At 56.0% G+C, this 24,854-nt stretch carries 17 protein-coding genes and 1 CRISPR repeat array (1 of these 18 running past the window's edge); of the genes, 6 read left to right on the top strand and 11 right to left on the bottom strand.

Annotation, left to right across the window (positions count from 1 at the left end):
- Positions 1-7,878: a CRISPR direct-repeat array (repeat unit 36 nt; unit sequence CCCTCCGCATCCGCATGGATGCGGCCCCATTGAAGC); it reaches 253 nt to the left of the window's first position.
- Between the two features lie 15 nt (positions 7,879-7,893).
- The 7 genes from FRD01_RS19170 to FRD01_RS19140 form a co-directional block, all read right to left on the bottom strand.
- Complete coding sequence (locus tag FRD01_RS19170; RefSeq protein WP_249755755.1) at positions 7,894-8,247, bottom strand: type II toxin-antitoxin system HicB family antitoxin; 354 nt, start codon at positions 8,245-8,247, stop codon at positions 7,894-7,896.
- Positions 8,237-8,482: a type II toxin-antitoxin system HicA family toxin gene (locus FRD01_RS19165; RefSeq protein ID WP_146962547.1), complete on the bottom strand. Its 246-nt coding sequence runs from the start codon at positions 8,480-8,482 to the stop codon at positions 8,237-8,239. Before FRD01_RS19165 ends, FRD01_RS19170 begins: the two co-directional genes overlap by 11 nt.
- Before the next feature lie 32 nt (positions 8,483-8,514).
- On the bottom strand, positions 8,515-10,083 hold the full coding sequence (csb2, locus tag FRD01_RS19160; RefSeq protein ID WP_146962546.1) for a type I-G CRISPR-associated protein Csb2: 1,569 nt from the start codon (positions 10,081-10,083) through the stop codon (positions 8,515-8,517).
- 3 nt (positions 10,084-10,086) lie between these two features.
- On the bottom strand, positions 10,087-11,028 hold the full coding sequence (cas7g, locus tag FRD01_RS19155) for a type I-G CRISPR-associated RAMP protein Csb1/Cas7g (protein WP_146962545.1): 942 nt from the start codon (positions 11,026-11,028) through the stop codon (positions 10,087-10,089).
- A 12-nt stretch (positions 11,029-11,040) separates the two neighbouring features.
- Positions 11,041-13,149 (bottom strand): type I-G CRISPR-associated protein Cas8g1/Csx17, encoded by a 2,109-nt coding sequence (gene cas8g1 / locus FRD01_RS19150; protein ID WP_146962544.1) that lies wholly within the window; start codon positions 13,147-13,149, stop codon positions 11,041-11,043.
- Complete coding sequence (gene cas3g / locus FRD01_RS19145; RefSeq protein ID WP_146962543.1) at positions 13,142-15,484, bottom strand: type I-G CRISPR-associated helicase/endonuclease Cas3g; 2,343 nt, start codon at positions 15,482-15,484, stop codon at positions 13,142-13,144. The genes cas8g1 and cas3g overlap by 8 nt, the downstream gene beginning before the upstream one ends.
- Positions 15,485-15,619: 135 nt before the next feature.
- Positions 15,620-17,233, bottom strand: coding sequence for a DUF6119 family protein (locus FRD01_RS19140; RefSeq protein ID WP_146962542.1), 1,614 nt, complete (start codon positions 17,231-17,233; stop codon positions 15,620-15,622).
- A 435-nt stretch (positions 17,234-17,668) separates the two neighbouring features.
- On the opposite strand from FRD01_RS19140, the gene FRD01_RS19135 reads away from it, so the two are divergent.
- Both FRD01_RS19135 and FRD01_RS19130 read left to right on the top strand, forming a co-directional pair.
- On the top strand, positions 17,669-18,124 hold the full coding sequence (locus tag FRD01_RS19135; RefSeq protein WP_146962541.1) for a hypothetical protein: 456 nt from the start codon (positions 17,669-17,671) through the stop codon (positions 18,122-18,124).
- Between the two features lie 27 nt (positions 18,125-18,151).
- Positions 18,152-18,598 carry a hypothetical protein gene (locus FRD01_RS19130; RefSeq protein ID WP_146962540.1) on the top strand — a complete coding sequence of 149 codons (447 nt, stop codon included), beginning with the start codon at positions 18,152-18,154 and terminating at the stop codon, positions 18,596-18,598.
- A 23-nt stretch (positions 18,599-18,621) separates the two neighbouring features.
- On the opposite strand, the gene FRD01_RS19125 is transcribed toward FRD01_RS19130, so the two are convergent.
- Positions 18,622-19,776, bottom strand: coding sequence for an ATP-binding protein (locus tag FRD01_RS19125; RefSeq protein ID WP_146962539.1), 1,155 nt, complete (start codon positions 19,774-19,776; stop codon positions 18,622-18,624).
- A gap of 93 nt (positions 19,777-19,869) precedes the next feature.
- On the opposite strand from FRD01_RS19125, the gene FRD01_RS19120 reads away from it, so the two are divergent.
- Positions 19,870-20,685 (top strand): hypothetical protein, encoded by an 816-nt coding sequence (locus tag FRD01_RS19120; protein ID WP_146962538.1) that lies wholly within the window; start codon positions 19,870-19,872, stop codon positions 20,683-20,685.
- Here the strand turns inward: FRD01_RS19120 and FRD01_RS19115 are convergent.
- Together FRD01_RS19115 and FRD01_RS19110 are read right to left on the bottom strand one after the other, a co-directional pair.
- The gene (locus tag FRD01_RS19115) at positions 20,682-21,965 is read right to left on the bottom strand and encodes a hypothetical protein (RefSeq protein ID WP_146962537.1); all 1,284 of its coding nucleotides are present in this window, start codon (positions 21,963-21,965) and stop codon (positions 20,682-20,684) included. The genes FRD01_RS19120 and FRD01_RS19115 overlap by 4 nt on opposite strands.
- A complete protein-coding gene (locus FRD01_RS19110) occupies positions 21,962-22,993 on the bottom strand; it encodes an endonuclease/exonuclease/phosphatase family protein (RefSeq protein WP_146962536.1) in 1,032 nt (343 codons plus the stop codon). Before FRD01_RS19110 ends, FRD01_RS19115 begins: the two co-directional genes overlap by 4 nt.
- Before the next feature lie 140 nt (positions 22,994-23,133).
- Here FRD01_RS19110 and FRD01_RS19105 point away from each other — a divergent pair, with 140 nt between their 5' ends.
- Positions 23,134-23,595: a hypothetical protein gene (locus FRD01_RS19105; RefSeq protein WP_146962535.1), complete on the top strand. Its 462-nt coding sequence runs from the start codon at positions 23,134-23,136 to the stop codon at positions 23,593-23,595.
- Positions 23,596-23,601: 6 nt separating this feature from the next.
- On the opposite strand, the gene FRD01_RS19100 is transcribed toward FRD01_RS19105, so the two are convergent.
- Positions 23,602-24,009 (bottom strand): VOC family protein, encoded by a 408-nt coding sequence (locus tag FRD01_RS19100; protein ID WP_146962534.1) that lies wholly within the window; start codon positions 24,007-24,009, stop codon positions 23,602-23,604.
- Positions 24,010-24,098: 89 nt separating this feature from the next.
- On the opposite strand from FRD01_RS19100, the gene FRD01_RS19095 reads away from it, so the two are divergent.
- Positions 24,099-24,443, top strand: a complete 345-nt coding sequence (locus FRD01_RS19095) for a hypothetical protein (RefSeq protein WP_146962533.1) — start codon at positions 24,099-24,101, stop codon at positions 24,441-24,443.
- Positions 24,436-24,849 carry a GNAT family N-acetyltransferase gene (locus FRD01_RS19090; RefSeq protein ID WP_146962532.1) on the top strand — a complete coding sequence of 138 codons (414 nt, stop codon included), beginning with the start codon at positions 24,436-24,438 and terminating at the stop codon, positions 24,847-24,849. The genes FRD01_RS19095 and FRD01_RS19090 overlap by 8 nt, the downstream gene beginning before the upstream one ends.
- Positions 24,850-24,854: the final 5 nt, after the last annotated feature.

Raw genomic sequence — 24,854 nt, 5'->3', positions numbered from 1 at the left:
CATTCAACGCCGGGGGCGCCTGATTGGCCGCTGGTTGCCCTCCGCATCCGCATGGATGCGGCCCCATTGAAGCTCGTGGTTTCGTCCACCATCGCGCCCGACATTTTTGGATACCCTCCGCATCCGCATGGATGCGGCCCCATTGAAGCAAATACTTTCGACCGTTCTCAATCTGGCTGATTCTGTCCCTCCGCATCCGCATGGATGCGGCCCCATTGAAGCAATCTCTTCGGCGGTTGCAGCATACCCCTCCCCGACCCTCCGCATCCGCATGGATGCGGCCCCATTGAAGCGTCTCCGTTGTTTCGGGTTTCTCCCGAGTGGAGTTACAACCCTCCGCATCCGCATGGATGCGGCCCCATTGAAGCTGTTTTTATTCGACCTTCTTCACTTACATTTATAGTCCCTCCGCATCCGCATGGATGCGGCCCCATTGAAGCAGACCGCTGAACCAACAGGCGTACGAATTATCCGCCCCTCCGCATCCGCATGGATGCGGCCCCATTGAAGCAATTTTCTTGATGAGGTCTTGCATGGTGTCTCCTTTTCCCTCCGCATCCGCATGGATGCGGCCCCATTGAAGCGACTGGCAGGCCCCAGCACTCCGCGCCGATGTCCCAGTCCCTCCGCATCCGCATGGATGCGGCCCCATTGAAGCATTATAGAACACTGAGATCTCTTTAGGTGGTGACGTGATCCCTCCGCATCCGCATGGATGCGGCCCCATTGAAGCAAGCGCGTAACCACACACGAGGTCGCCCGATGCGGCAGCCCCTCCGCATCCGCATGGATGCGGCCCCATTGAAGCAGTTACAGTTGAAGTACCCGCAGAAGAAATAAGACCCCCCTCCGCATCCGCATGGATGCGGCCCCATTGAAGCAATGGCTTGATGAAAGGACACACTGACGGGTTCATTAAGCCCTCCGCATCCGCATGGATGCGGCCCCATTGAAGCTTTTGGTCTGCCACAGCACTCATGCCACTCAATGAAATCCCCTCCGCATCCGCATGGATGCGGCCCCATTGAAGCATCACAATCACGCGGCGTTGCGGCAAGTATGGCGTTCGCCCTCCGCATCCGCATGGATGCGGCCCCATTGAAGCATGCACGACCCCGTTGCCGTAGTAGCCAAGGTAGCGAGCCCCTCCGCATCCGCATGGATGCGGCCCCATTGAAGCAAGATTCGCCCTGATTAGCTTGTACAGCCGCCGAACCCTCCGCATCCGCATGGATGCGGCCCCATTGAAGCGCCCTCAAGCTCCTTGATTCGATGAGCCCTCGATTCGCACCCTCCGCATCCGCATGGATGCGGCCCCATTGAAGCTGTTGTTACGTCCTCATATGGGGTTTCTTTGTTGCAACCCTCCGCATCCGCATGGATGCGGCCCCATTGAAGCTCTTTGTTACAGTTCCCGATGATTGGAATGGTTCAACACCCCTCCGCATCCGCATGGATGCGGCCCCATTGAAGCGGGCAACTCCTGCCGAGCTGGAAGCTGAGATTCGCGGACCCTCCGCATCCGCATGGATGCGGCCCCATTGAAGCCGTTTTTAGGCAGGGCGTACCCCTGACATCATGATGCCCTCCGCATCCGCATGGATGCGGCCCCATTGAAGCTCGAGTCGGTACCGATCAAGGGCAGCTTCTCCAGAAATCCCTCCGCATCCGCATGGATGCGGCCCCATTGAAGCCGGACGAAGGTTGCGCACTTAACGCCGTCCACAGTGCCCTCCGCATCCGCATGGATGCGGCCCCATTGAAGCAGTCGTACAGCCAATCAAAATGGGGGACTCCGTGAGCACCCCTCCGCATCCGCATGGATGCGGCCCCATTGAAGCTTCATGTTTTTACCTGTGATGAGTCCCGACAGGCCCCCCCCTCCGCATCCGCATGGATGCGGCCCCATTGAAGCACAACGTCGGCCGGCCGATTACCGACCTGGCCGCAGCCCTCCGCATCCGCATGGATGCGGCCCCATTGAAGCATCACGCAGGAGGAACGCTTTAAGGGCCCGGTCTACAACCCCTCCGCATCCGCATGGATGCGGCCCCATTGAAGCTGACAGAACAATCCGATTCGATGATGTTGGGTGGTGTACCCTCCGCATCCGCATGGATGCGGCCCCATTGAAGCAAAAGCTCTTCGATTCTGGCGCGTATTGCGTCACTTTGCCCTCCGCATCCGCATGGATGCGGCCCCATTGAAGCGACCGGGAGATCCCAGCACTCCGCCCCGATATCCCAGTCCCTCCGCATCCGCATGGATGCGGCCCCATTGAAGCACCACGACGTCGACCACGTTCACGCAGGTGAACAGCCCCTCCGCATCCGCATGGATGCGGCCCCATTGAAGCAGCCTCAAACCCCTCGTTCATCTGACGGATTTCTAGCCCCTCCGCATCCGCATGGATGCGGCCCCATTGAAGCAATTTGTTTTTTCTTTTCTTCTACCTTTCTCAATAGCCCTCCGCATCCGCATGGATGCGGCCCCATTGAAGCAACGTCTTCACCAAGCTTGCGAAGGTACGCGCCAAGCCCCTCCGCATCCGCATGGATGCGGCCCCATTGAAGCTTAGCTTCGTCCTGTTTCTTCAGGACATCGTTTAGCTTCCCTCCGCATCCGCATGGATGCGGCCCCATTGAAGCGCGTGTGTATTGTCGCCCGTCATAAATCGGGGCCCTACCCTCCGCATCCGCATGGATGCGGCCCCATTGAAGCCAACCGTACCTATGGCGCGCTGCTGGTAGCACTCAACTAGGCCCTCCGCATCCGCATGGATGCGGCCCCATTGAAGCGGGCATGCGCACACCACGGCGTCGAGTTCCTATCGTCCCTCCGCATCCGCATGGATGCGGCCCCATTGAAGCATGTCTTTAACGTTGCGGACACGCCGGATCACGCCCTCACCCCTCCGCATCCGCATGGATGCGGCCCCATTGAAGCCAGATCGAGGCGGGCCACCCGAATTTTACGATGGCCCCCCTCCGCATCCGCATGGATGCGGCCCCATTGAAGCGGTGCGACTTTAGTGCCGGTGGATATTGAGTGGGCGCCCCTCCGCATCCGCATGGATGCGGCCCCATTGAAGCATCGGAGCTTGCGCTGAGACGGCAAACTGGAAGTCCCCTCCGCATCCGCATGGATGCGGCCCCATTGAAGCCCAAGGGCTCAAAGTGGCTTGAGGACTATGACAAAGACCCCTCCGCATCCGCATGGATGCGGCCCCATTGAAGCTCATCTTCGATATCAGTCTGGGTTTTTGAATTAAGGCCCCCTCCGCATCCGCATGGATGCGGCCCCATTGAAGCTCGCAATCTACCGCAGGTTACCCCTGTTTACCGGGGTCCCTCCGCATCCGCATGGATGCGGCCCCATTGAAGCTACGAGCGCCTCAATCCACTTGTGACGCATCAGAGCGTCCCTCCGCATCCGCATGGATGCGGCCCCATTGAAGCCTTTTCCACGCCGCTCGAAAGAGCGACCGCCTCGGCACCCTCCGCATCCGCATGGATGCGGCCCCATTGAAGCAAGACGCCGGCAACCGTCGAAGGCTACCCTCGCGTCCCTCCGCATCCGCATGGATGCGGCCCCATTGAAGCCAGATGAAAGAGGGCCAAGTTTTTGACGAAGACCGCCCCCCCCTCCGCATCCGCATGGATGCGGCCCCATTGAAGCCACCCACTTTGTCCACTGATCGGGCCAGACGGTTGCGCCCTCCGCATCCGCATGGATGCGGCCCCATTGAAGCTTGTGTAAGTGACAATTGACACCGTATTAGTGACAATGCCCTCCGCATCCGCATGGATGCGGCCCCATTGAAGCTGTATGCGGCGCATTGGTGACGAAACCGCGTCTTTTCCCTCCGCATCCGCATGGATGCGGCCCCATTGAAGCGAGCCAGGCGGCGGAGCGATCCTCAGCCGTCGAAACCCTCCGCATCCGCATGGATGCGGCCCCATTGAAGCTCTTTGCTGCTGGCCAGGTATCGATGGAGATGTCCAAGGCCCTCCGCATCCGCATGGATGCGGCCCCATTGAAGCTAACCCACGCGCCCCCTTGCGTTGAATATACCCAGACCCCTCCGCATCCGCATGGATGCGGCCCCATTGAAGCGAGCGAAGGCAGAAGCGAACGCAAAGGAAACGGCTGTACCCCCTCCGCATCCGCATGGATGCGGCCCCATTGAAGCAACGAGGGCTATATCAGGGACCAATCGAGCACGTGGGAACCCTCCGCATCCGCATGGATGCGGCCCCATTGAAGCTGAGGAAAGCTCAGACCATTTGGCTTCGTGTTCTTTTCCCCCTCCGCATCCGCATGGATGCGGCCCCATTGAAGCAGGCCTCCGTAGGCTCGTCCTTGCCGTTGCTGTCGGACCCTCCGCATCCGCATGGATGCGGCCCCATTGAAGCGAGTTCTGCAAAGCCTTCGTCAAGTTCTGCAAAGAGCCTGGCCCTCCGCATCCGCATGGATGCGGCCCCATTGAAGCACGAGCTCGCAATCAGACCCCAGAGTCAGATCCCATGCCCTCCGCATCCGCATGGATGCGGCCCCATTGAAGCTGAGCTCGTCGGCGCGCAGTTCCAAACAACTACACTGCCCTCCGCATCCGCATGGATGCGGCCCCATTGAAGCAGGCCGTGTACCTGAAGTACCAGCGACGCATTTACGCGGCCCTCCGCATCCGCATGGATGCGGCCCCATTGAAGCAGATATCGTCTTCCAGTCATCTGATGGCGTACTGGTTCCCTCCGCATCCGCATGGATGCGGCCCCATTGAAGCACGACGGCGCTGCCACCCGCTGCGGAACATCAATCCCCTCCGCATCCGCATGGATGCGGCCCCATTGAAGCCTCATTCTCCAAAAAAGACCTTGGGTCATATTACGCCGCCCTCCGCATCCGCATGGATGCGGCCCCATTGAAGCGGGCGTTCCTGCTCTACCTTGAGGGTGGCGCGGGCTACCCCTCCGCATCCGCATGGATGCGGCCCCATTGAAGCGACTCAAAATCGTGTCCTACCAGGTCACCGAGCTCACCCTCCGCATCCGCATGGATGCGGCCCCATTGAAGCACCTTATTCGGCATCGGTGCGCTCATAATCATGCCCTCCCTCCGCATCCGCATGGATGCGGCCCCATTGAAGCATCTTATGCAGCCAGTTATTGAGCACGGCGTCTGGCACCCCTCCGCATCCGCATGGATGCGGCCCCATTGAAGCAGGTTCCTGTTGCGCAGATTCGCGGCCGGCCAGACATACCCTCCGCATCCGCATGGATGCGGCCCCATTGAAGCCATCCCATCACACACCTGCCTTGATTTCAAACGGGCCGCCCTCCGCATCCGCATGGATGCGGCCCCATTGAAGCTTAAGCTAGCTAAACTTTCCTGAGTCGAGATAAAGATCCCTCCGCATCCGCATGGATGCGGCCCCATTGAAGCGTCGCTAAAATTACAGGATGGAAAGTGTTTTCAAGAACCCCTCCGCATCCGCATGGATGCGGCCCCATTGAAGCTCCAGAAATCCAGACTCCTACCGCTGGGAAGAGCGCCCCCTCCGCATCCGCATGGATGCGGCCCCATTGAAGCCATCCCATCACACACCTGCCTTGATTTCAAACGGGCCGCCCTCCGCATCCGCATGGATGCGGCCCCATTGAAGCTTAAGCTAGCTAAACTTTCCTGAGTCGAGATAAAGATCCCTCCGCATCCGCATGGATGCGGCCCCATTGAAGCGTCGCTAAAATTACAGGATGGAAAGTGTTTTCAAGAACCCCTCCGCATCCGCATGGATGCGGCCCCATTGAAGCTCCAGAAATCCAGACTCCTACCGCTGGGAAGAGCGCCCCCTCCGCATCCGCATGGATGCGGCCCCATTGAAGCCGGCCTCATACTCCGCAATGCGGGCTTGAGGGATCTACGCCCTCCGCATCCGCATGGATGCGGCCCCATTGAAGCTCGTATTCCTCGTCTGAGAATCGCTCCATATTGCAGTCCCTCCGCATCCGCATGGATGCGGCCCCATTGAAGCCAGCCCACCAAGGCTCGCGGTCTAAAGGGCCGTCCCGCGCCCCTCCGCATCCGCATGGATGCGGCCCCATTGAAGCTGCACAACTTCATGCAACGGTGCGCCCTTCATATGTTCCCTCCGCATCCGCATGGATGCGGCCCCATTGAAGCCGCTCGCAAAGCTTCGCCGAAACAATGAAGGGCCTCCCCCCTCCGCATCCGCATGGATGCGGCCCCATTGAAGCCGATATCCGAACCCAGCGCCTGCGCCTAGCGCTGAGCCCTCCGCATCCGCATGGATGCGGCCCCATTGAAGCGACGCTCGTTAGGGTTCACCGGTATGAACGCCATCACCCTCCGCATCCGCATGGATGCGGCCCCATTGAAGCACTTGTCCTCCTTACGGCTGATTGCCTTCGCCACACGCCCCTCCGCATCCGCATGGATGCGGCCCCATTGAAGCGACGCTCGTTAGGGTTCACCGGTATGAACGCCATCACCCTCCGCATCCGCATGGATGCGGCCCCATTGAAGCACTTGTCCTCCTTACGGCTGATTGCCTTCGCCACACGCCCCTCCGCATCCGCATGGATGCGGCCCCATTGAAGCTCATCCTCCACAATCGTCAGCGGAGGCTTGGGCCACTCCCTCCGCATCCGCATGGATGCGGCCCCATTGAAGCCTCACCACACGCGGCATGAAGCTCATCCCGCACTCACCCCCTCCGCATCCGCATGGATGCGGCCCCATTGAAGCAATGCTGGTGCTCGGGTCCAGTAGCTTCACCATTTCGGCCCCTCCGCATCCGCATGGATGCGGCCCCATTGAAGCTGAGCACCGATATCGATTTGGCTCTGGTAGGGGCGAGTGCCCTCCGCATCCGCATGGATGCGGCCCCATTGAAGCACAGTGGACCGGTGCAGCGCATCCTTGAAAACCGCCACCCCTCCGCATCCGCATGGATGCGGCCCCATTGAAGCTTGCACTCACACGGCACACCCCAGTCTGTGTAGCGCCCCTCCGCATCCGCATGGATGCGGCCCCATTGAAGCCGTGGTGTGTCCACGCCGACCTTGGTCGACCACACGTCCCCTCCGCATCCGCATGGATGCGGCCCCATTGAAGCGTCTCGGACTCAGAGCTTGGTCTTCTGACCAAGACCTCCCCTCCGCATCCGCATGGATGCGGCCCCATTGAAGCGAGGTCATTTCGGACGCTGACACCAAGCGCGCCCTTGCCCCCTCCGCATCCGCATGGATGCGGCCCCATTGAAGCGCACCCATTGAAGCACGGCATCAACCGCAGCCTGCTGGTACCCTCCGCATCCGCATGGATGCGGCCCCATTGAAGCACTCGGCCGCGCTCGTCATCGTGGGCGCTATCGGGGCCCCCTCCGCATCCGCATGGATGCGGCCCCATTGAAGCCCGGGCGGGGCGTGTTTGCCCCTTGCTTGATCGAACCCTCCGCATCCGCATGGATGCGGCCCCATTGAAGCAAATACAGAGGAATCAATGAGCCAGACAGAAACATCAAACCCTCCGCATCCGCATGGATGCGGCCCCATTGAAGCAAGAGTTGCGCCGCTTCCTCGATGTGCTCGCCGTAGCCCTCCGCATCCGCATGGATGCGGCCCCATTGAAGCCCAGGCAAGCCACCCCAAACCGGTTCAAAGACGTACAACCCTCCGCATCCGCATGGATGCGGCCCCATTGAAGCAACGCCGACCGCACCGGCGAGACCCTTCCTCTCCACCGCGCCCTCCGCATCCGCATGGATGCGGCCCCATTGAAGCAGGAACACCTCCGATTCCAACCGCCCATAAAGGCCAGCCCTCCGCATCCGTATGGATGCGACCCCATTAGAACGTGCCCCGCCATTCGTTAGAGGTGCTTCGCTACTGCACCGGAGAGTAGTTCGGTTACTGCCTGATTCAACGAAACGTTGTTGCGTTCTGCGAATAGGACCAAGTCCCTGTGCAGGTGTTGGGGCAACCTGACATTGAAACGGCCACTAAATCCCCGTTGGTTTATCGGCATCGGGTATTCGTCTCCGTCTTCTTCGCAATCCTCTATGGCAATTGCCACAACGTTGAGGATTTCCGCTAGCGCCTGTTCTGGGGAATCGGCGTGCGCAGCCAGACTCTGCCATTCCACAACTCGCCCGATATAAACCTCGTCTTCCGGCGACCACGACACGTTGTAGCTATACCTGCTCGCCAATTCTTCAAAGTTCATCTTCATTTCCTCCAGACAGCCTTTCGAGCGCCGCGATAACTTGTTTAACCTGATAAGGCTTTGCATCCTTGCCGGCCCTTTGAAGATTAACTCTCGGATCGCCCTTCCATGGAGTCTTGAACACATGATGGCTACCCGTGACTCTCGGTTCTCCAAACCACTTGGTGCAAATCCGAACCAGCCTAGCAAAACGAACAGTCTTGCTTTGTTGGAGATACAAGATGTCTTCTTCCATAACCCCACCTAGTACTAATTATAGTACCACTCTTAACTTATTCCAGAGATTTCTACTGGCACGAACATCCCCAATCCGAAGTGGGCACCGTATCCAAGGGCGATCGGCCCAGCTTGGACTTCAGCAAACTCGATTCGGTAGCCTGTGGGTAAATGTGGCCCACGCGCACCCCGTCTGCTTTTCCGGTGTGTCCGAAACTTCAACCACCGCTCTTCCTTAGCCAGCGTCGTCGAGTCAACCACTGTGACGTTAATCGGACCAGGATAGCCGCCTTCTGCAAGCAGGCGACGTAAGTCATGCTCCGAACTTCCAACGACGAGGCCGTTCTCGTACTTTGCAGTACCATTTCGCCGAATCTTGGGGTGCCTAGTAGCTACAAACGGGGTGTACGATTCCCAAACTTTGCTACTGCCCACCGCTTTGCATTGGGCGCTCTTTGCTTCACTTAACTCAAGGAGAACGAGTTTCTGTTCTTGGAATTCGCCTTCCTGGCTATAGAGCTTGGTCAAGGTGAGCAGAGCTTTCACAGCATCGTTGTCAAATCCACTCTCGAGATAGAGCGAGATCTTGGAGATGTGCTTCTTTCCACTTTCGTGTTCTGGAAAGATAAATACGTGCTCATGCCCTTTCAATGGCTCACCGTCCGCACCGCGACCCGAGAATAACGGGTTTGAAGGATCCCTGGATACAAGTGCGCGATGCATAATAGAAGCGACGTGAAACGCGTCCGTAAAGAGCGGCAACACATTGGAATAGAGGGCGAAGGTGGCAACCTGAGGAAGTTGACCTCCGGTATCATAGGAGATTCTCGTCAGATCCGGTGGTTCCGCATGTGGTCGGTAGTACTCCACCCACCGGGCTCCTGGTGGCAAACTCCAACCATCCTTTTGGATGTCAGCAGTATCAAGTTGCAGAGCATCAAAGAGGGATTCGGGCAGCCGCTCTTCAATCTTGGCTTTCTCTTTGGCCGAGAGTTTAACTTCGTCGAGAGGTTTTCCCTTCTTCTCGGCAGCGGCCACCAACGCGTGGTGTGACCAACCCTGCATCATGCCTTCCCTCCAAGCCTCGTATTGACTTGGTGGATAGGCGTTGAGCAGACGCACCAGCTCCCCTTCTTCGGTTCGTTTGGTTGAACAGATGGCTTCGGACTCGTCCCATTCGCGCTTACTAAGCTCGACACTCGCCCAAGCCTCAGCACGCCCTAGATAGCCAATGCGGGCAACTAGTGTTTCCAGCACATCGTGAAGCTCGGGACTCAGGTCCACTGGCCAACGCACCCCTAAACGATCCTCGGCCGAAACGATCAAGAACGTGTCGAACACCTTGGTAGTGGACGTTCGAGTCGGCATATAGTGACGCGTATGGCCAGAGCCAATCTGCTTTGGCATCGCAAACTGAGGGTCCACACCACACATCGCCTCAATCAACTCTTGCACCGCCTCACGCGGTATCTCCTGAGCTTTTATGTGCCACGTAGCAATCAATGCGCGCAGAATACGCCAGGGCGAGAGCGGCCATTCTACGACGCCCTCGTTCACATGGTGATCCCATGGCGTCGCGTGTACCTTTCCAGCCAAGAATTTGATGTCCATTTGAATCATGGATCAGCTCACGTATTTGACGACGGTGCGTGCAGGATTAGCGAATTTGTCCTTTGCCTTTTGAACTAGATTCGGGAGCTCTTTCTCTAAGGATTCTAGGGACGGTGGAACAAAGCCTACTGGTCGTTTCACAACCAAATCACCGGCAGGCTCCAAGTCACACGCGGTGCGCAACCTCAGCCCGTCGCGCAAGAAGCGCTGAATCTTGAAGAACGCCAAGGCGATCAGCAGATTTTCCACGTCTTCACCCAGGCGATAACCACGGATCTGGGCAAGATCCAAATTGAAGTACGCAACGATGTTCCCAGTGAATTCTTCCCGATGGAATGGAACGTGTCCGAATCCGTCTTTGGCAGGACCTTTTGGATCGAAGTTGTCCATCTTGACGCCTCCTGATGCGGCGACGGTAATGTTGGACGCTTCAATGAACGCGGACACCGCGCGTGGTAAGCGCAAACGACCGCCCGCAAGCTCTTTCTTCGCAATGAACACACCATGCAAGAGTGCGTTCACATCGTACTTGAGCAAGACTTCGGCGAGTTTGCTGATGTCGACACGGCCCTTGTCTTCAAGGCCGATTTCGCTCTTGAACGTGTCGAAGAATGACTTGTCCTTACTCTCAAGGATGTACGGGGAATTGATTCTATGGGACTCAATGAGCGTGTTAGTAATGCGAGCACCCTTATCGTCCTCAACATCCACCAATGGGAGCCCTTTCAAAGGTTCAACCCAGTCTCCTTTCGCATCGTCCCAGCAGACTTCCTCGAGGCGATTTGCCATTGATTGCGCCGACTCCACTAAAACCATGGCGGTGCCATCATTTAACGTGTAAGTGGCAGGTCCCAAATCGGGAAATCCGGTGGGTTGAAATCGAGTTCCTTGAAGGGGCTTCAACGGAACTTCCAGCAATACGCGCGATTCGTTCTTCAGTGCTTCAAAATTCATATGTGGTTCTCCTCAGTCTTGTTTTGGTTTGAGTATGTAGTCTGCAATCTTATTGATTGATTGTAGTGAAATCGGAAATGCAATCACCGCAGCGATCCGTTTTGCGCGGGTCTGCGAGACATCAATGTCTTTTGTGTTCACTGCCGGGGCCAGACCGCTTACCTTAAGCCTACGCCCGGCCGAGATTACCCCATTTTTCCCCGCAACCAGCTGCCTCAAGATTGCTGGGTCACGGCTTGGTCCCACCTCGCGGACCAACCAGGGGGAATGAGCAAGTCGAACGATCCCGTAATCCAATGGAACGATAACGTCACTCTCAGCCTGTTTGGTGTCCTCAACGGGCTTCACCAACATCAGTGCGCGAATGAGATCATAGAGCCTCGCCTCATCAACCTGATGGTTTAGGAAGTGATTGATGTCTTCAAGTCTGGCAAAGCGGCTCGCCTCGACAAACCAATTCGGGTTTGGATTGGCCGACTGTGGCTCGCGACTAGGCTTGTTCTCGAGTTCAAGTAGCCAACGATGTAAGAGTCCGTGCAAGAGATCCTCGACGTTACCCTCACGGACGTGATCTGGCGTGTATTCTTTCACCCAGTCGCCCTTGTCCGTGACCGGTTCGATCGCCGTACGCAGCTTGCCGTGACCATTGACTTGTATTGAAGCCAATGCGGAGGCGAGTCGCCACTCCGAAGAGTTGTCGCTCGCTCTTTCAAGCCAGTTTTCTTTCAGTTCTGGCATCGGGCGTACATTTTCCTGCGCCCATTTGTGGCTGTTCGATAGGGCTGCTTGTGCCCGACCCAGAGCTACCAACACATCTTGCGTAGATGAGTGTCCCGGCCGCTGGGTCATTTTCATAACCGCGTCTTCGAGCTGTCGACCCACGCGTCTGACTGAGCCTGGAGCGTGTTCACCCCCAGCACGGGAAAGGAAGATGCTCAACCAAGCATCAATACTCCTCAAAAGCTCAACATCAGGATTCGGCCGCACCTCGAAGCGTGAAAGGGGAATGGCGAACGTTGAGAGCCCATTGCGCTCCTGAAAGCCATACCTTTCAAAAGCTGTGATACCGCGATCGATTCCAAGCAATGCCACCGCACGTGCAAAATCAAGCCCGTTGCTTGCGTTGCGCCGACCTACTCTGGCACGTCCTTCACCAAGCAAAGCCTGAATGCTTGGAAAAGAGGCTGGCTCTTCCCAAAGTGGAAGCCACATTTCCGCCCGTGACTTGTCTTGGTCAGACGAGGACGCGTATCCCGATGTCGTTTGTCGCACCACAAATGGTGCACTTAATGCTCCATTTGGGTCTGCTTCAAGGCGCTTCACTGCTGCAGAAGAGAACGCGATTGCGCCTTCCATCATGAGGATGAAATCCCAGACGTTGAACGCAGAGTTTCCTTCGAATCCGGTTGTGGAGTTGGCCCCGCCTGCGGCCGACGGGTAAAACTGGCCAATTGCCCCCGAACCAGCGATTTGAGTTAGGTCCTCGAATAGCGCTGAAGCAAGCCATCCCAAAGAACCTTCGAGAGGTTCCCCGTTTGGGCTCAAAGCATCCAGAAGTCGCTGCATGAAGTTATTTGTGAATTCCAAACGTCCATCGTTGCCGCCGGTCCCCAGGACGGGCGGAAACTTGGGAACGTCCTTGAAGTCGCCGGACGACAACTCCGTGGTCATCACAAGAGCAGCATCAATCCATTCCACCGCATCATCCGGAAGACGGTTGCGCATTTGGTTGATGAGTTCACCCTTGGTATCCGAGTCGGGCTTTCCATCCAAACCAAACTCTTCAACGACTCTTTGTGCAGCGCGAATCGACTCCTGATACCGAGAAAATCTCGGCGCAGTGCTTCCAAGAATGGTCTCGAGCGCGGTGGAGTTATCCTTGGGATAAAACCCGCTCCCACCGTTCCAGGGCGCAATGATCGGCGACGGCTCATAACCGTGGGCAAAGAAGCTCAACAACTCTTCGCGGTCGAGGCTGGATTGAAGCACGAAGTGGTCGGATCGCCAGAAGCCGCGGGCTTCCGGGTCCACCTGTTGAGAAACCAGTCGTAAGACAGCTATGGATTTCAGGTAGTGGGCCAGCGGCCGAGTACGACAGCCTTTGAGTTCAAGTTCAAACATTTCCGGCCTCCTTGGCGCTCGCACGTTGGTCGGCACTTCGTAAGATCGCCTCCAAGTAGCCCATTCGAAATGGCCCCATATCAGGCGAGTCTCGCAATCGAAGCATGCGTTCTGCCCACGAGTTCGGTCCTAGGCGGACAAACGAAAGGTCCAAATCGGTGTCATCAAAGCGTGTTCCTCCACCAAGTTCCGCAGCTCTGACCACGTCACCATGCCATACGCCTCGCGCGAATACTGTGTCAGCCGCGCCTGGTCGATTTTCATCGGGTAGGGCACGCAGGCTCAACCTTACCTTCCCGTGGTGAGCCAGAATGATGAAGGCCCCCAAGTCGTCTTCGGGGAAGTATTGTTTGTAGATAAGCATCGAGGCTAGCTCGTGCCTGAAGAACTTCCTGGTTGGCTTATTCCCCTCGAGAGCAGATTTTGCCCATGTACCAGGATTTGGCGCTTTATCAGCGGCCAGAACATGCTGGAAAACTTCGTGAGCCTTGCCTGCGTCATGCCAGCGAGCGGCGCGCAACATCAACTCACTGGTCTGGCCATCGATCCCCAGGCTGACTAGGAGCGCTTTGCATTCAGTGACAACATGCTCAGTGTGGTCCGCGAGTGAAATCCAAGACTTCTTGAACGAGCGTGGATCCGAATCCATTGATTCAGGCTCTACTTCACTCGTTTTGAAGACCTCGACTTCCTCGCCTTTCTTAAGCTTCTTTCCAGTAAAGCCAAGTTCCGGTGTGTAACCGCCAGCACTTGCTGGAACAAGATAGGTTTTGCCGGGAACCACCGACTTTCCGCAAAGCTCCCAACGTTCGGTAAGATGGTTAAAGCTATAAGCTGTGTCCTTGAGAAACTTGACCGCCTGCGAAATAGAAATGCGGCACAACTCCTCCTCATGTGGAGACTGAAGCTCCTTGTCTTTTTCAGACGGCTTCTCACCTTCCCAACTACGCCAGTATACAAATACGTCCGGCGAGCTGCTGTCACGGACATAACGAGAGACGTCCAGATCGTCTCCGGAGAGATCCGCCGAGGTGTCAAAAAGTTCTAGAAGGTCTCTACGCCTGAGCACTGGACGCACAACAGGGGTCGGCTGCCAGTTTACGCTTGAAAGTGATTCAGGCCCCACATCGCCAAGTGAACTCAGGATCGCTCGCGACTCATCAAGCTCCTTCAGGGTATAGGGCAGACATAAGTCATCCTTTTCATCCTTGGGTTCAATGTTTACCCAAAAGACCCGCGCATCGTGGAACTCGCCGCCACGGCTGCAACGGCCGAATCGCTGAACTAGCGAGGACCAGGGCGCCAACTCCGTAAACATGGTCTTTGAGCTGATATCTACTCCAGCTTCGATCACTTGGGTCGACACAATGATTCGATCCCCTTCCGCCTTCAACATTTCCATGTGTTTGGCGCGATCACCTCGTCTAAACCGCGAATGCAAGAGAGCGGTATTTTCTAGCGTTCTTCCAGCGTTCAGAAGCCCCTCAAAAACCTCTTGCGCACGAGAAACCCGATTTAGAATCACGAGAGAAAGACTTCCCTCTTGATGCTCCTTGAGGACGTTCGAGACGAGTTCGCTGATATCCACGTCTTTGGCTACGGTGGCTTCTGCTTTGGTAGCTGACTTCTTGGACCGGGTTCTCTTTACCACTGCGTCATGCTGAAAGTCCTTCTCCCCCAAGGATAGCGGAGGCCCTAACTTCTCCAACGGGTGATCGACCGTGTCGAGTTGCTGATCCCCCAAAGTAGCACTCATCCACAATGAATGGGTCGGCCGAAAACTCCCAAGCTTCTTGCGGAGTCCAGCTAGCTGGGCACTGGTCTCAACACCGACTCCCATAAGCTGTGTCTCATCGAACACCCAGAGCGCATCGTTATGAAGCCAGGCGTAATGCATAGGCCAAGCGTAACGCTTCATACCGTATCCGCGCATCAACGCACGCGAGAGCAACATGTCTTGAGTGCCGACGATCACAGTAGGAACCTCTGGGGTGTTGGTCCAATCGGCGTCAACATGCCCCCCAAGCAATCTCTGAACTCGAGGCAAGGTCTTGCCTGCAGATGAAAACGTTGGCTCCAAACTAGCCAGCCAACCCTCGATTACATCCGCGGTTTGCTCGACTAAGACTTTCATTGGTAAGCACCAAACTAGGCGCGTATGTGCATCGGGAGAGCCTTCCAGATGCCGGTAGGCCCATGCCAATGCGACCGCTCCAGTCTTACCAAGCCCAGTAGGAATTTTTAATCGATCCGGCCACGGGCCCTCCGCCAGTTTCTCCTGATAAGGATATGGCGGAAAGCGAGTAGCTGCTTCAAAAAAAGCAGAATAGTTCACACGAACTCCTCAAAAAAAGTTCACCCGGTCATGTTGTTTCTTGCGCACGATGGCAACATAGAACCCAAAGGGGGTCAACACGAACTTGGTCAATTCAGGATAGTAAATGAGTTATCGGCACGCACCGTGCCTCCACTAACTTTTCGCGATTTTGATGCGAGCGACGCTGAACTCGAAACCCAATTTCCGAACATTGGCAGCACACTGCAGGAGTCCGACTTTCGCAACAATCATCCTTCCAAGTAGTGGACCGTCAGATTTCTCTCTTCCGATACCTGCTACAAATCCGATCGGACGACCAGTTCTTGACTTCTCGGTCAATTTCTCTCGAGCCGCGCGGCTTTTGCCTAAGAGAACAGCAGCAGTATGAATCTGTCCGTACAGGTGATTTAGCGCAGCAGATGACGTCCCAGATTTGACGTGAAACAAGACATCTTCCCCAGCAAGGTCGGCAGCTTCAAATGCGCCCTTTGACCTGCCCATTTGGATGAGATTCTTATCAAGATTGATCCAACCAAACTTTTCTGCGACGGACTTGTTGTAGTCGTCCTCAGAGCCTTTCCATGCTGGAAGTTTCCAGTCCTGCTCCAGCGCGGCGATCCTATCATCCAGACTTTCTACATAACTCTCTCCAATTTCGAACCACCGCCCAGCCATGATAAGATAGAGGCGTTCGCTATGCTCAACTTCTCCGCTGAGTGATGCTAACACAGCGCCTCCATAAAGGGCCTCGTCCTGTTCATCACTTAACTCAAGTTTGACTTTCCCAAGGGGAACTCCCGCCTTCTTTGCGATCCGCAATGCCGCCTCAATAAACGTATCGAAGTCGCAATCCTCGGAAGATTTCCCATAGTACACACGCACGTTCTTGGTTCTTTCCCAGGATTCGCCTTCAACGTTGAGATCGAAAGAAGTCGGAGTTTTAGCCACTTCAGCCTCCAAAATCGCTTCAAGTTGCTGATATCTCGGATCCTTCTTTTCAACCCTCGTAAGGTTTTTGAGGAATTCGTAACTAGGCTCTATCCCCTTTGCAAAACACTCCAAGAATCGTGGGCAAACCTCCATAAGTTCAGACAACTCTCCATGAAACGAGTGCATCTTCAAGTGGTTCGAGCCTGCGACTCGGTTTACAATGTCACTACTTGCGCCGACCACCTTGCGTACATCTTCTAGTTCCAAATCTATTCCAAAAAACTCCGCTGGCTTTTTGTTGAGACTAGTACAGCGAGACTCTTGCGGAAATTTGGAAAGAGTGGAGCTGGTCAATTGATGCATTTCATCGATAGGTATGAGATGAGACGCGACTACAAGACCAAACTGCGGCTCAAGCTTTGCGGCGTCCAACAAATGTCTTCCGCCACCAAAAGTGACAACAAAGACGCGTTCGGAAACCCTGAATGCAATGGCAACTGAAACGCTTTCAACGCTAAGGTCGATCTCACTCACCAGATGTTTCCGAAAGAAACCGACCCAGCCAGGTTGCTTTCTCCGACTGCACTTAAACCTGCCGACAACCCCCTCTTGGTCAAACTCCAATTCTTCCGCCCCTTTCCCTTCAAAAACGGCTTCTAAGTCAACCCCTTCTTTGGCTAGATAGAGTGATACATCATGATTGGGGCCGCGCCCCGAAGGGCGCGGAAGCGATGTCGACTCAGACACTATTTGTCGATCAAACTGTTCTTCAATGGAGCCCCCTTGAGTTTGACCATCTACACCGCTCGACTTCTCCAACACTTTCGGCAACAACATCAGATACCTCCTGCCTCATAGGGCACGGCGACACCTTCACGCTTGCCAATCCGCGGAATCGCGGTAAACTGCTGGGTCTGCACGGCAGTTTGGAGGCCTTCGTTTGAGGGTGTCTAGATTGTTTCAAAGAACCCATCGCTCCAACGATGGGTTCTTTAGTTTCTTGAGTATAGACATCGGACGGAGAATGTCAATAATCATTTTGTGAATCATACTGTGAAGCCGAATTGTGAATCGCACGCGACACAACATTAGTAACACCGCTCCGAAATAATCGAATCAATGGCTTGTTGGATGTGTTGAGGCAAACGGTTCCTTCATTTCAATAATCGACGCAAAGAAGTAGCTGGCCGATTCACACACGTTTCACATCGCGTGCACAGGCATTCCACGGGTGGGCTCTAGAGTTCGGGAAACTCGACTCGGAGGTTCGCCATGTACAAGCCATTTGCCATCACACTCACCTCGCTCTTTCTGGCCCCTGCCCTTGCGCTCGCGTGCTCGGGCCCAGCGCCGGTAAGCTACAATCCTCTCGATTTCCTCGCGTTCGGGGTCGCGGCCGGCGCGTTCTACCGCCTCTTTTTGGAGCGTTTGGTGGACGGAAGTGATGAGTTTCATTCGGCCATCTACCTGAGCTTTTTGATCGCGAGTTTCGGGGCGGGCGTGATTGTATCCGGCGAGTTGAGTTTGGAGCCGAATATGTTTCATGCGGTCCTGGGTGCGCTCGCCGCATTTGGGTCCCTGCGCACAAAGAGTCTGATGATGAACGCGATTGTTTTGGTGCCAGTCTTCTGCATCTCCGCGTTGCTCGCCTTGTTCTCCTTCGCGGCGCAGGACCTTCACAAATGTAACTTCGACGCAAATCCGGTCACCACTGAGATCGTATTTTGAGTAGCACTAGCTTCATGGAGGCTCCCAATGAATTCCCGACTCTTCCTGGCGATCGCCGCATTCATCACCCCTTCGCTCGCATGGGCGTGCCCTGGTCTTCTCGCGGTGCAGCCGTTGGACTTCCTCTTCTTTGGCGTGACAGTGGCCGTCAGCTACCGGCTCTTCGTGCAATGGGCCCTAGACTGGAGCGAAGACACGAACTCGGCGGTCTATATGAGCCTCTTGCTCGCGAGTTTCGGAGTTGGGGTCTTCGTGACGGACGAGTTTAGAATCTGGCCTGGGATCTTCACATTGCCTGCGGTTTTCCTTGCTTTCGTGGGCGCAATTTACCCCAAACGCCTCTTCTTTCGCATCGTATTGCTCCTCCCTGTTGTCGTGCTTTCTGCAATCGGCTCATTGGTGGTCTTGCTGGCCTACGAAGGCTCCCAAGATGCCAGTCTCCACTCAGAACTATCCGAATCCCATGAGTTCTAAACAACCTGCTGGCGTTACAATCCTTAGGTCTTTGCCGGAATGATGACCTTGAAATAGTCGTCAGTAGACTCGAAGACGGCGTCTTTACCAGTAAGCTCGCGGGTAAGCCGAACAATCTTCCGCCGAACGCCCATGCCTGGCCTTTCCGCATAACCATAGTCTCGGAGCACGTCCGAGATGATGGAGTTTCGTTGAAAACGCTGACCGGCGAGGACCTTTTCGAGAGTCATGAAGTTCGGGAGGGCACCAGGGCTCGTGATTTCGATTCTGTCGGCATCCTTTAGAATCTCCACCTCGGAGCCACGGGTCCAGTCGCGATGCAATACGGCGTTCAGCACGGCTTCCAGGATGGCCTCGTGCGGGTAGTCGGCGCAGAAGGACCGAATTCTAGCAAACACGTCATCGAGCAAGCCCAGCTCCTTGATGCGCCGCGCACCACCTGGGCTCGCGGCTCCCAAAGGCAGCAGCGGACCGTGCAATAGCGCGTCTTCGTCAAAACCCTTCCATCGAATACCGGCCTGAGGAAGACTTTGGCGAGGCGCGTGCCCAAAGAGCAGAAGTCCCGCGATGGTGCAACACACCTCTCCTTGTTCGACCATGAAACCGAGTCCACATAACCGTTCCACCCAGGCCTCGGAACCTTCCGGTAACACCGTGTCACCCACGAGGTTGTGGAGATAATCCTCGAGACGTACCAGATCCAAATCATCCAGATTGGTTCCCAATGCCGGAAGTAGTTCTGAGCGTACGAGGCCTCCACCGGCAAAAAGCAGGGCACTCTCCTCCCGGGTTGCCAACTTAGAGACGCTACCGGTTCGCACATAGATGTCTTCAAGGCCGGTGTTTCGAACCACGTAAGGCTTTGCGAGGCCTTCGGAGACCGTGATGATAGCCACATATTTGCCGGCCAGAACTTCAACCTCCTCGAGCATCAAAGGAACTGGAGGATACACATAGTTGGCAAAGACCGTGTTCACTAGCCATTCTTTGAGGCCGGGGAGCTCCACCCCACTGATGCTTCCATCGTCCTGAACGCCCATGATGATATGACCGCCGAATGAGTTCGACATGCCCACAATATCGCGGGCAAGCATGTCAGGGCGGAGGTTGTCCCGCTTAAGCGACACGCGTGAATTCTCGCCATACTTGATGAGTTGGAGGACTTCTGAAGCATTCATGCAGCACATTTCACACGATTTTCATACCGTGTGCAAACCCACTTCAAGGAGGTCTTCTAGGTTGATTCGACGCAATGAATCGCGGAGTTCGAAATGTTGACACGAATCACAATCACACTCTTGGTCTTGTCCGCCCCCGCAATGGCGTGGGCCTGTACTTCAACGCCTGTAGCAAATCCGGTCGACTACCTTGTTTTCGGTGTTTCGGCGGGTCTCTTCTATCGCCTCTTTCTGCAGCAACGCTTCGAGGCCAGTGAGGATTTTCATTCCGCCGTCTACTTGAGCTTGCTGGTCGCAAGTTTTGGCGTGGGCGCGATGGTTGCTCAAGAGTCGACTCTGCAAAACGGCTATTTCGGAATTCTCGGAATTGTTTTGGCCACCCTCGGCTCGCTCTCGCCGAAGCTCGTGGCGTTGCGCCAATTCGTTCTCTTACCCGTGCTCGTTTCGGCCACCATTCTCGTGGTCTTTATGGTTTTGGGCGAGGATGTGTCGCGCTGCACCCATGAGCCCACTTGGACGCACCTAGCATCACGCTGGGAGCTCCCGGTTGCAACGCCCTTCGACTTCGTAGTCCTCGGTATTGCTGCCGCTGCGGCTTTTCGACTTTTTGGCCCCGAGAGCCGGCGCACGCGTGCTGTAGAATCCGCCATCTATATCGGGTTTATGGTGGCGTCGTTTGTGCTTGGCGCTCTCATCATTGGGCGATTCAATTTCGACACAGGCTACTTCAAGCTGATTCCTGCCGTCTTGGCCGTCGTGGGTGCGCTCTATCCCAAACGGCTCGTTTTCCGAGCCTCGGTACTCGGGCCTCTCATCATCGTGTCGGGGCTACTCTCACTTTTCATTCTAAGTGCCGACCACAGTCCAGAACGATTCGTCGAGTTTCGGGGATGTGGCCTCGATTTCTAGGCCTTTTGGGAAAGGGTCATCCTTCGACTCAAGGACACAAAGAACAAGGCGAGAATGGCCCAGAAACTGAGCGCGCCAGAAGGCGTGTTGCATCCACCCGAGCTACCTTTGGAGCCACCGCCACCCGCCGGGTTCGGGTCAGGGTTGGTACCTGGGCCCGGTGCGTTGTTCTCGGGCAGGGCGGGTTCCTGATTCAGAGCCACCAAATCGCTACCTCCCGTCAACTGGATGAAGGTGTCTTCCACAGCCGATACGCCGGCCTGCTGAATGCGTTGCGCAACCAGAACGCCCAGGTCTCGGCTGTACGTGGTGGTGATGGTTGCACCGCTGAGGCGTTGTTCCAGTGAGATGGTTTCGGCGTCGCCTACCAGAAGCGTGGTGGCGCCCGTATCGGCGTCCTGATGGATGATTGTAGCCTCGGCTGGGATCTCGGCGGAAAGCGCGGATTTCGGCAACCAGAAGGCTCCTGAGAGCTGCGCAACGCCCGTGACGCTTGTACCTGTCCCGGCGGCGATGCCCCCGATGGTGGTGGTTTGCACGAAGGTAGACCATCGCAAGGTCGCAAGTGCAATCTCCACGTTCACAGCCACCTCTTGTGCCACCGGATTTGCGCCGGGGATGGTGGTGGTCTTGGTGCCGGTGTACACCAGATTCACGCCCTGCCGCGCCCAATTGGGGGCCGTATCTGGCTCCCACGGGAAGGTAGTTTGCGTGGCCGAAAGGAGATTCAGTTGAGAGCCGGCTTCGTTCGTGCCCTCGCTGCTGAACACCGTGAGGCCACTCTGGGCGCTAAACTCGTCTACGATTCGGCTGCCGTTGGACGTGGTGGTTTCAAACCGGACCACCTCGCGGGGTGCGCCGGCCACCTCTTTGTTGACCCGCGTGACGCTCAGGTTTTGACCGGCCACCGCCTCGGCATTGACCAGTGCGGCCGGGGCAATCCATGCCGGCCCAAGCCCTGGAATGCCAAGTGCTAAGGTCTGCCCCAGAGGCACTACGCCGGCTCCGAGGTCGCCATAGTTCACCTGATTCAACACCACGGTCTGCCCGTCCCTGGCCACCACGTCGTACTGGATGACGCCGCCTCCGCCGGTGCCCTGCCCGCCCGAAATCGCGCCGTAGGAGATGCGCAGGCCGGGAGTCACCATCTCAGGCGCAGCGGCTTGCCTCAGCTCCGGGAAGAGCGTGAGGTATTCGGCGTTTCCAATTTGATCGTCTGCAGGCTGGGCAGCCGCCACGGACGAGAAAAAGACGAGTGCAATCAGGAGGCGGACGTTCATTCGAAGCTCGACGAGATTGGACAATGGTCACTGATGTAGAGCCAGGCATATGGATAGGTCTCGTTAAATTGGTAGATATCCAGCGTGGGTGTTCCCCATGCGTCTACGAGTGACGGTGACACGATCTGGTGGTCAATGAACGATGGATAGCTCGGTGCTTCCGGCAGGTGGTCCCAGCAGCTTGGTCGCTGGCCTGTGGTGAGGCGCAAGAGTGGTCTTCCTGCAGCTCCCTCAAGCTCAACGATGAAAGGGTCGAAATTCTCCATGGTTCGGTTGAAGTCGCCGACCAACATGTAGGGCTGACTCAGCGATTCCCGCTCCTGAACCCAGGTCTTGAGGACCTCGAGCTGTTGCCGAAGCTCCACACAGCTGTTGGAGGGCGAGTCAAACGGGGCAATCTGGCAGCCGGATTTGAGATGCACAGACATGATGTGGACGGTCGTTCCCGCGTGCTCGACTTGAGCCACCAAACCCTGCCTTAAGGCAGTTGTTCCGAGGTCCAATTCGGTGAGTGCACTTACGTTGAGGACTTCGGCGGTGGAGCCCTGCGGACGAGCGAGCGCGAGCTTTAGGCTACCCTCGCCGATGACGTCGACTTCCCAACCGGGGAGGAGATTCTCCACGGCAGCGATATTCTCCACCTCTTGCAGGAAGAGGAGGTCGGTCTCCTGCGCCAGTATGTGTTGGCGAATCGCCTCCAACTGCTCCGGCGAGCGCACATACGACTCGCCGAGTTCAGTGTTGCAGAATGTTTCCTCGGTCGGATCCTCGCGTAAACACAGAACATTCCAAGACGTTATTTTGATGGGGCCCGACTCAACGGGTTGGTCAGGTTCTGGGCTCTGGTCGGGGAGCTCCTCGAGATCTGGCAGACTGGTTGACTGATCTGGCTGACTTGTTGACTGGTCGGGCATCTCGAAGTCTTCAACGTCCATTCCCTGGTCGGGAGCTTCGGTGAAAGACTTCTTTTTTGTGTCGTCCGCGCACGACACACTGAAACACAAGAGGAGGATAAACAGGTACTTCATAAACTTCCGATCGAGCTAAAGGGCTACGGACCCTATCAGAATCGGGCTGGTAATGGGAGCAATTCATTCACATAGATTTCACATCCGGTGTACACTCTTTTCATAGCCCTCGCTTAGTCTTGGGTTCTCTCGGAGTTTCCATGTACACACGTATCGCCATCATAGTCGCTGTCCTGATTAGCGCCGCATCCTTTGCCTTCTTCCCCGCACAACGGGTGGCGCCCTTTGATTTTGTGACGTTTGGTGTTGCTGCTGCGATGGTTTTCCGATTTCCGAGCCGTTGGGAAGCTGAGATTGGGCCTTTGCTTCAGTCCGCCATCTATTTCGGATGTTTGTTGGCAGGATTCGGACTCGGCGTATGGGTCACCGGAAACCACGATCTGAAGCTCGGAGCTTTTGGTCTACTACCCGTTGCAATAGCCCTCTTAGGGACTATCTCCCCTGAAAAACCCCGCGTGAAGATGGTGGCCATGAGTCTTGTCTTCCTGCTCTCAATATCCTTCGCGTCCCTCGCCTACATCGGGGTCCATCTCCAGCCCTATATCGACAAGAAATTTCAAGAAGCAGCGGATGATATCGGTTGTGCAATGCCGGAATTCTAGGAGCCGTCAATGCTCAACGTTGACCATCCATTCCACGCCAAACTTGTCGGTTAGAATGCCGTAGCCAGGGGACCAGAAGGTGGCCTCAAAGGGCATCTTGACGACGCCACCTTCTGCCAGAGCGTCAAAAACAACCTTTCCTTCTTCTACGGTTTTCGCCTGCACGGAGAGGCTGCAGCTGCGCATGGGCCCCTCGAATGGCGCCCACGGCCCGCAATCGGATGCCATGAGTGGGCCGTCTGGTAGGTCCATGGTGATGTGCATGACTCGGTTGTGATATTCCGATGGGATCTCAGCAGCCATCGGTGACTCACCGAAGGTCTGTGAGTAGTGAATGGTGCCGCCAAAAACCTTGGCGTAGAACTCAAACGCCGCTTGGGCGTGGCCATCGAAAGTCAGATACGGGGTAGGCATAAGGACTCCTTTAGGTGAAGGAAATTTGAACTAGAAATCAAAACCCGCTATACCTCACTATACCCTCAAAATTGAGGGAAGGAGAATTTATGAGAGTTGAAGCAACCATACCGGAAAGTCGTGGAACAGCCATTCAAGAGTTGGCAGACCAACTTGGGCTCAGTCGTAGCCAAATCATCGATGAAGCACTTTCACTCTTTTTGAAGGCCGTGATTGAGATCCGGCAAGGCAGAAAACTTGTGACTCAAGACCCGTCGAGTCTTGGGCCGCTCTGCGAACTTACAACACCTACTCTCACCACACTTGAATGGGCCTTGAGAAGTTCGCAAATTGAACTCTCAGACGAAGCCATGAAGAAGATTTCTGAACTTCGGGAAAGTCCACCTCTTCCAGGAGACCGACTTCGAAAGGCACTAAAGAAGGACGATGAGTAGCCAAGCCTCACGAATTCGAGCCATCAAGCCGGATGACAAAGACTCCGGATTTCACTGTGGAGTGAAGGCACTAGACGACTACTTCTTGAAACACGCCCATACCAATCACGAAGCTGACGTCGGCAGAGCCTATGTGATGGAGGCTTCGACTTCCGAGATTGAGTCTGGACTGCCTCCCGTCCTTGGATTTTATACTTTGAGTATGGCTTCTGTGTTGTCGAAGGATGCAGCATCCGTGCTTGGCAAGCAATTGCCTAGATATCCCATGCCCGCGGCCCTGATCGGGAGACTTGCAGTTGACCACAGGGCGCAAGGAAGACGACTTGGAGGAAGGTTGCTTGGTGATGCGCTACAGCGGGTGTTCCAAGCTTCAGAAACCTTGCGCGAAGCGTTGAAAGATGAATAGAGGAC

The organism is Microvenator marinus, assembly GCF_007993755.1.
Classification (GTDB): domain Bacteria; phylum Myxococcota_A; class Bradymonadia; order Bradymonadales; family Bradymonadaceae; genus Allomicrovenator; species Allomicrovenator marinus.
This window is presented reverse-complemented; position numbering and strand designations above follow the sequence as displayed.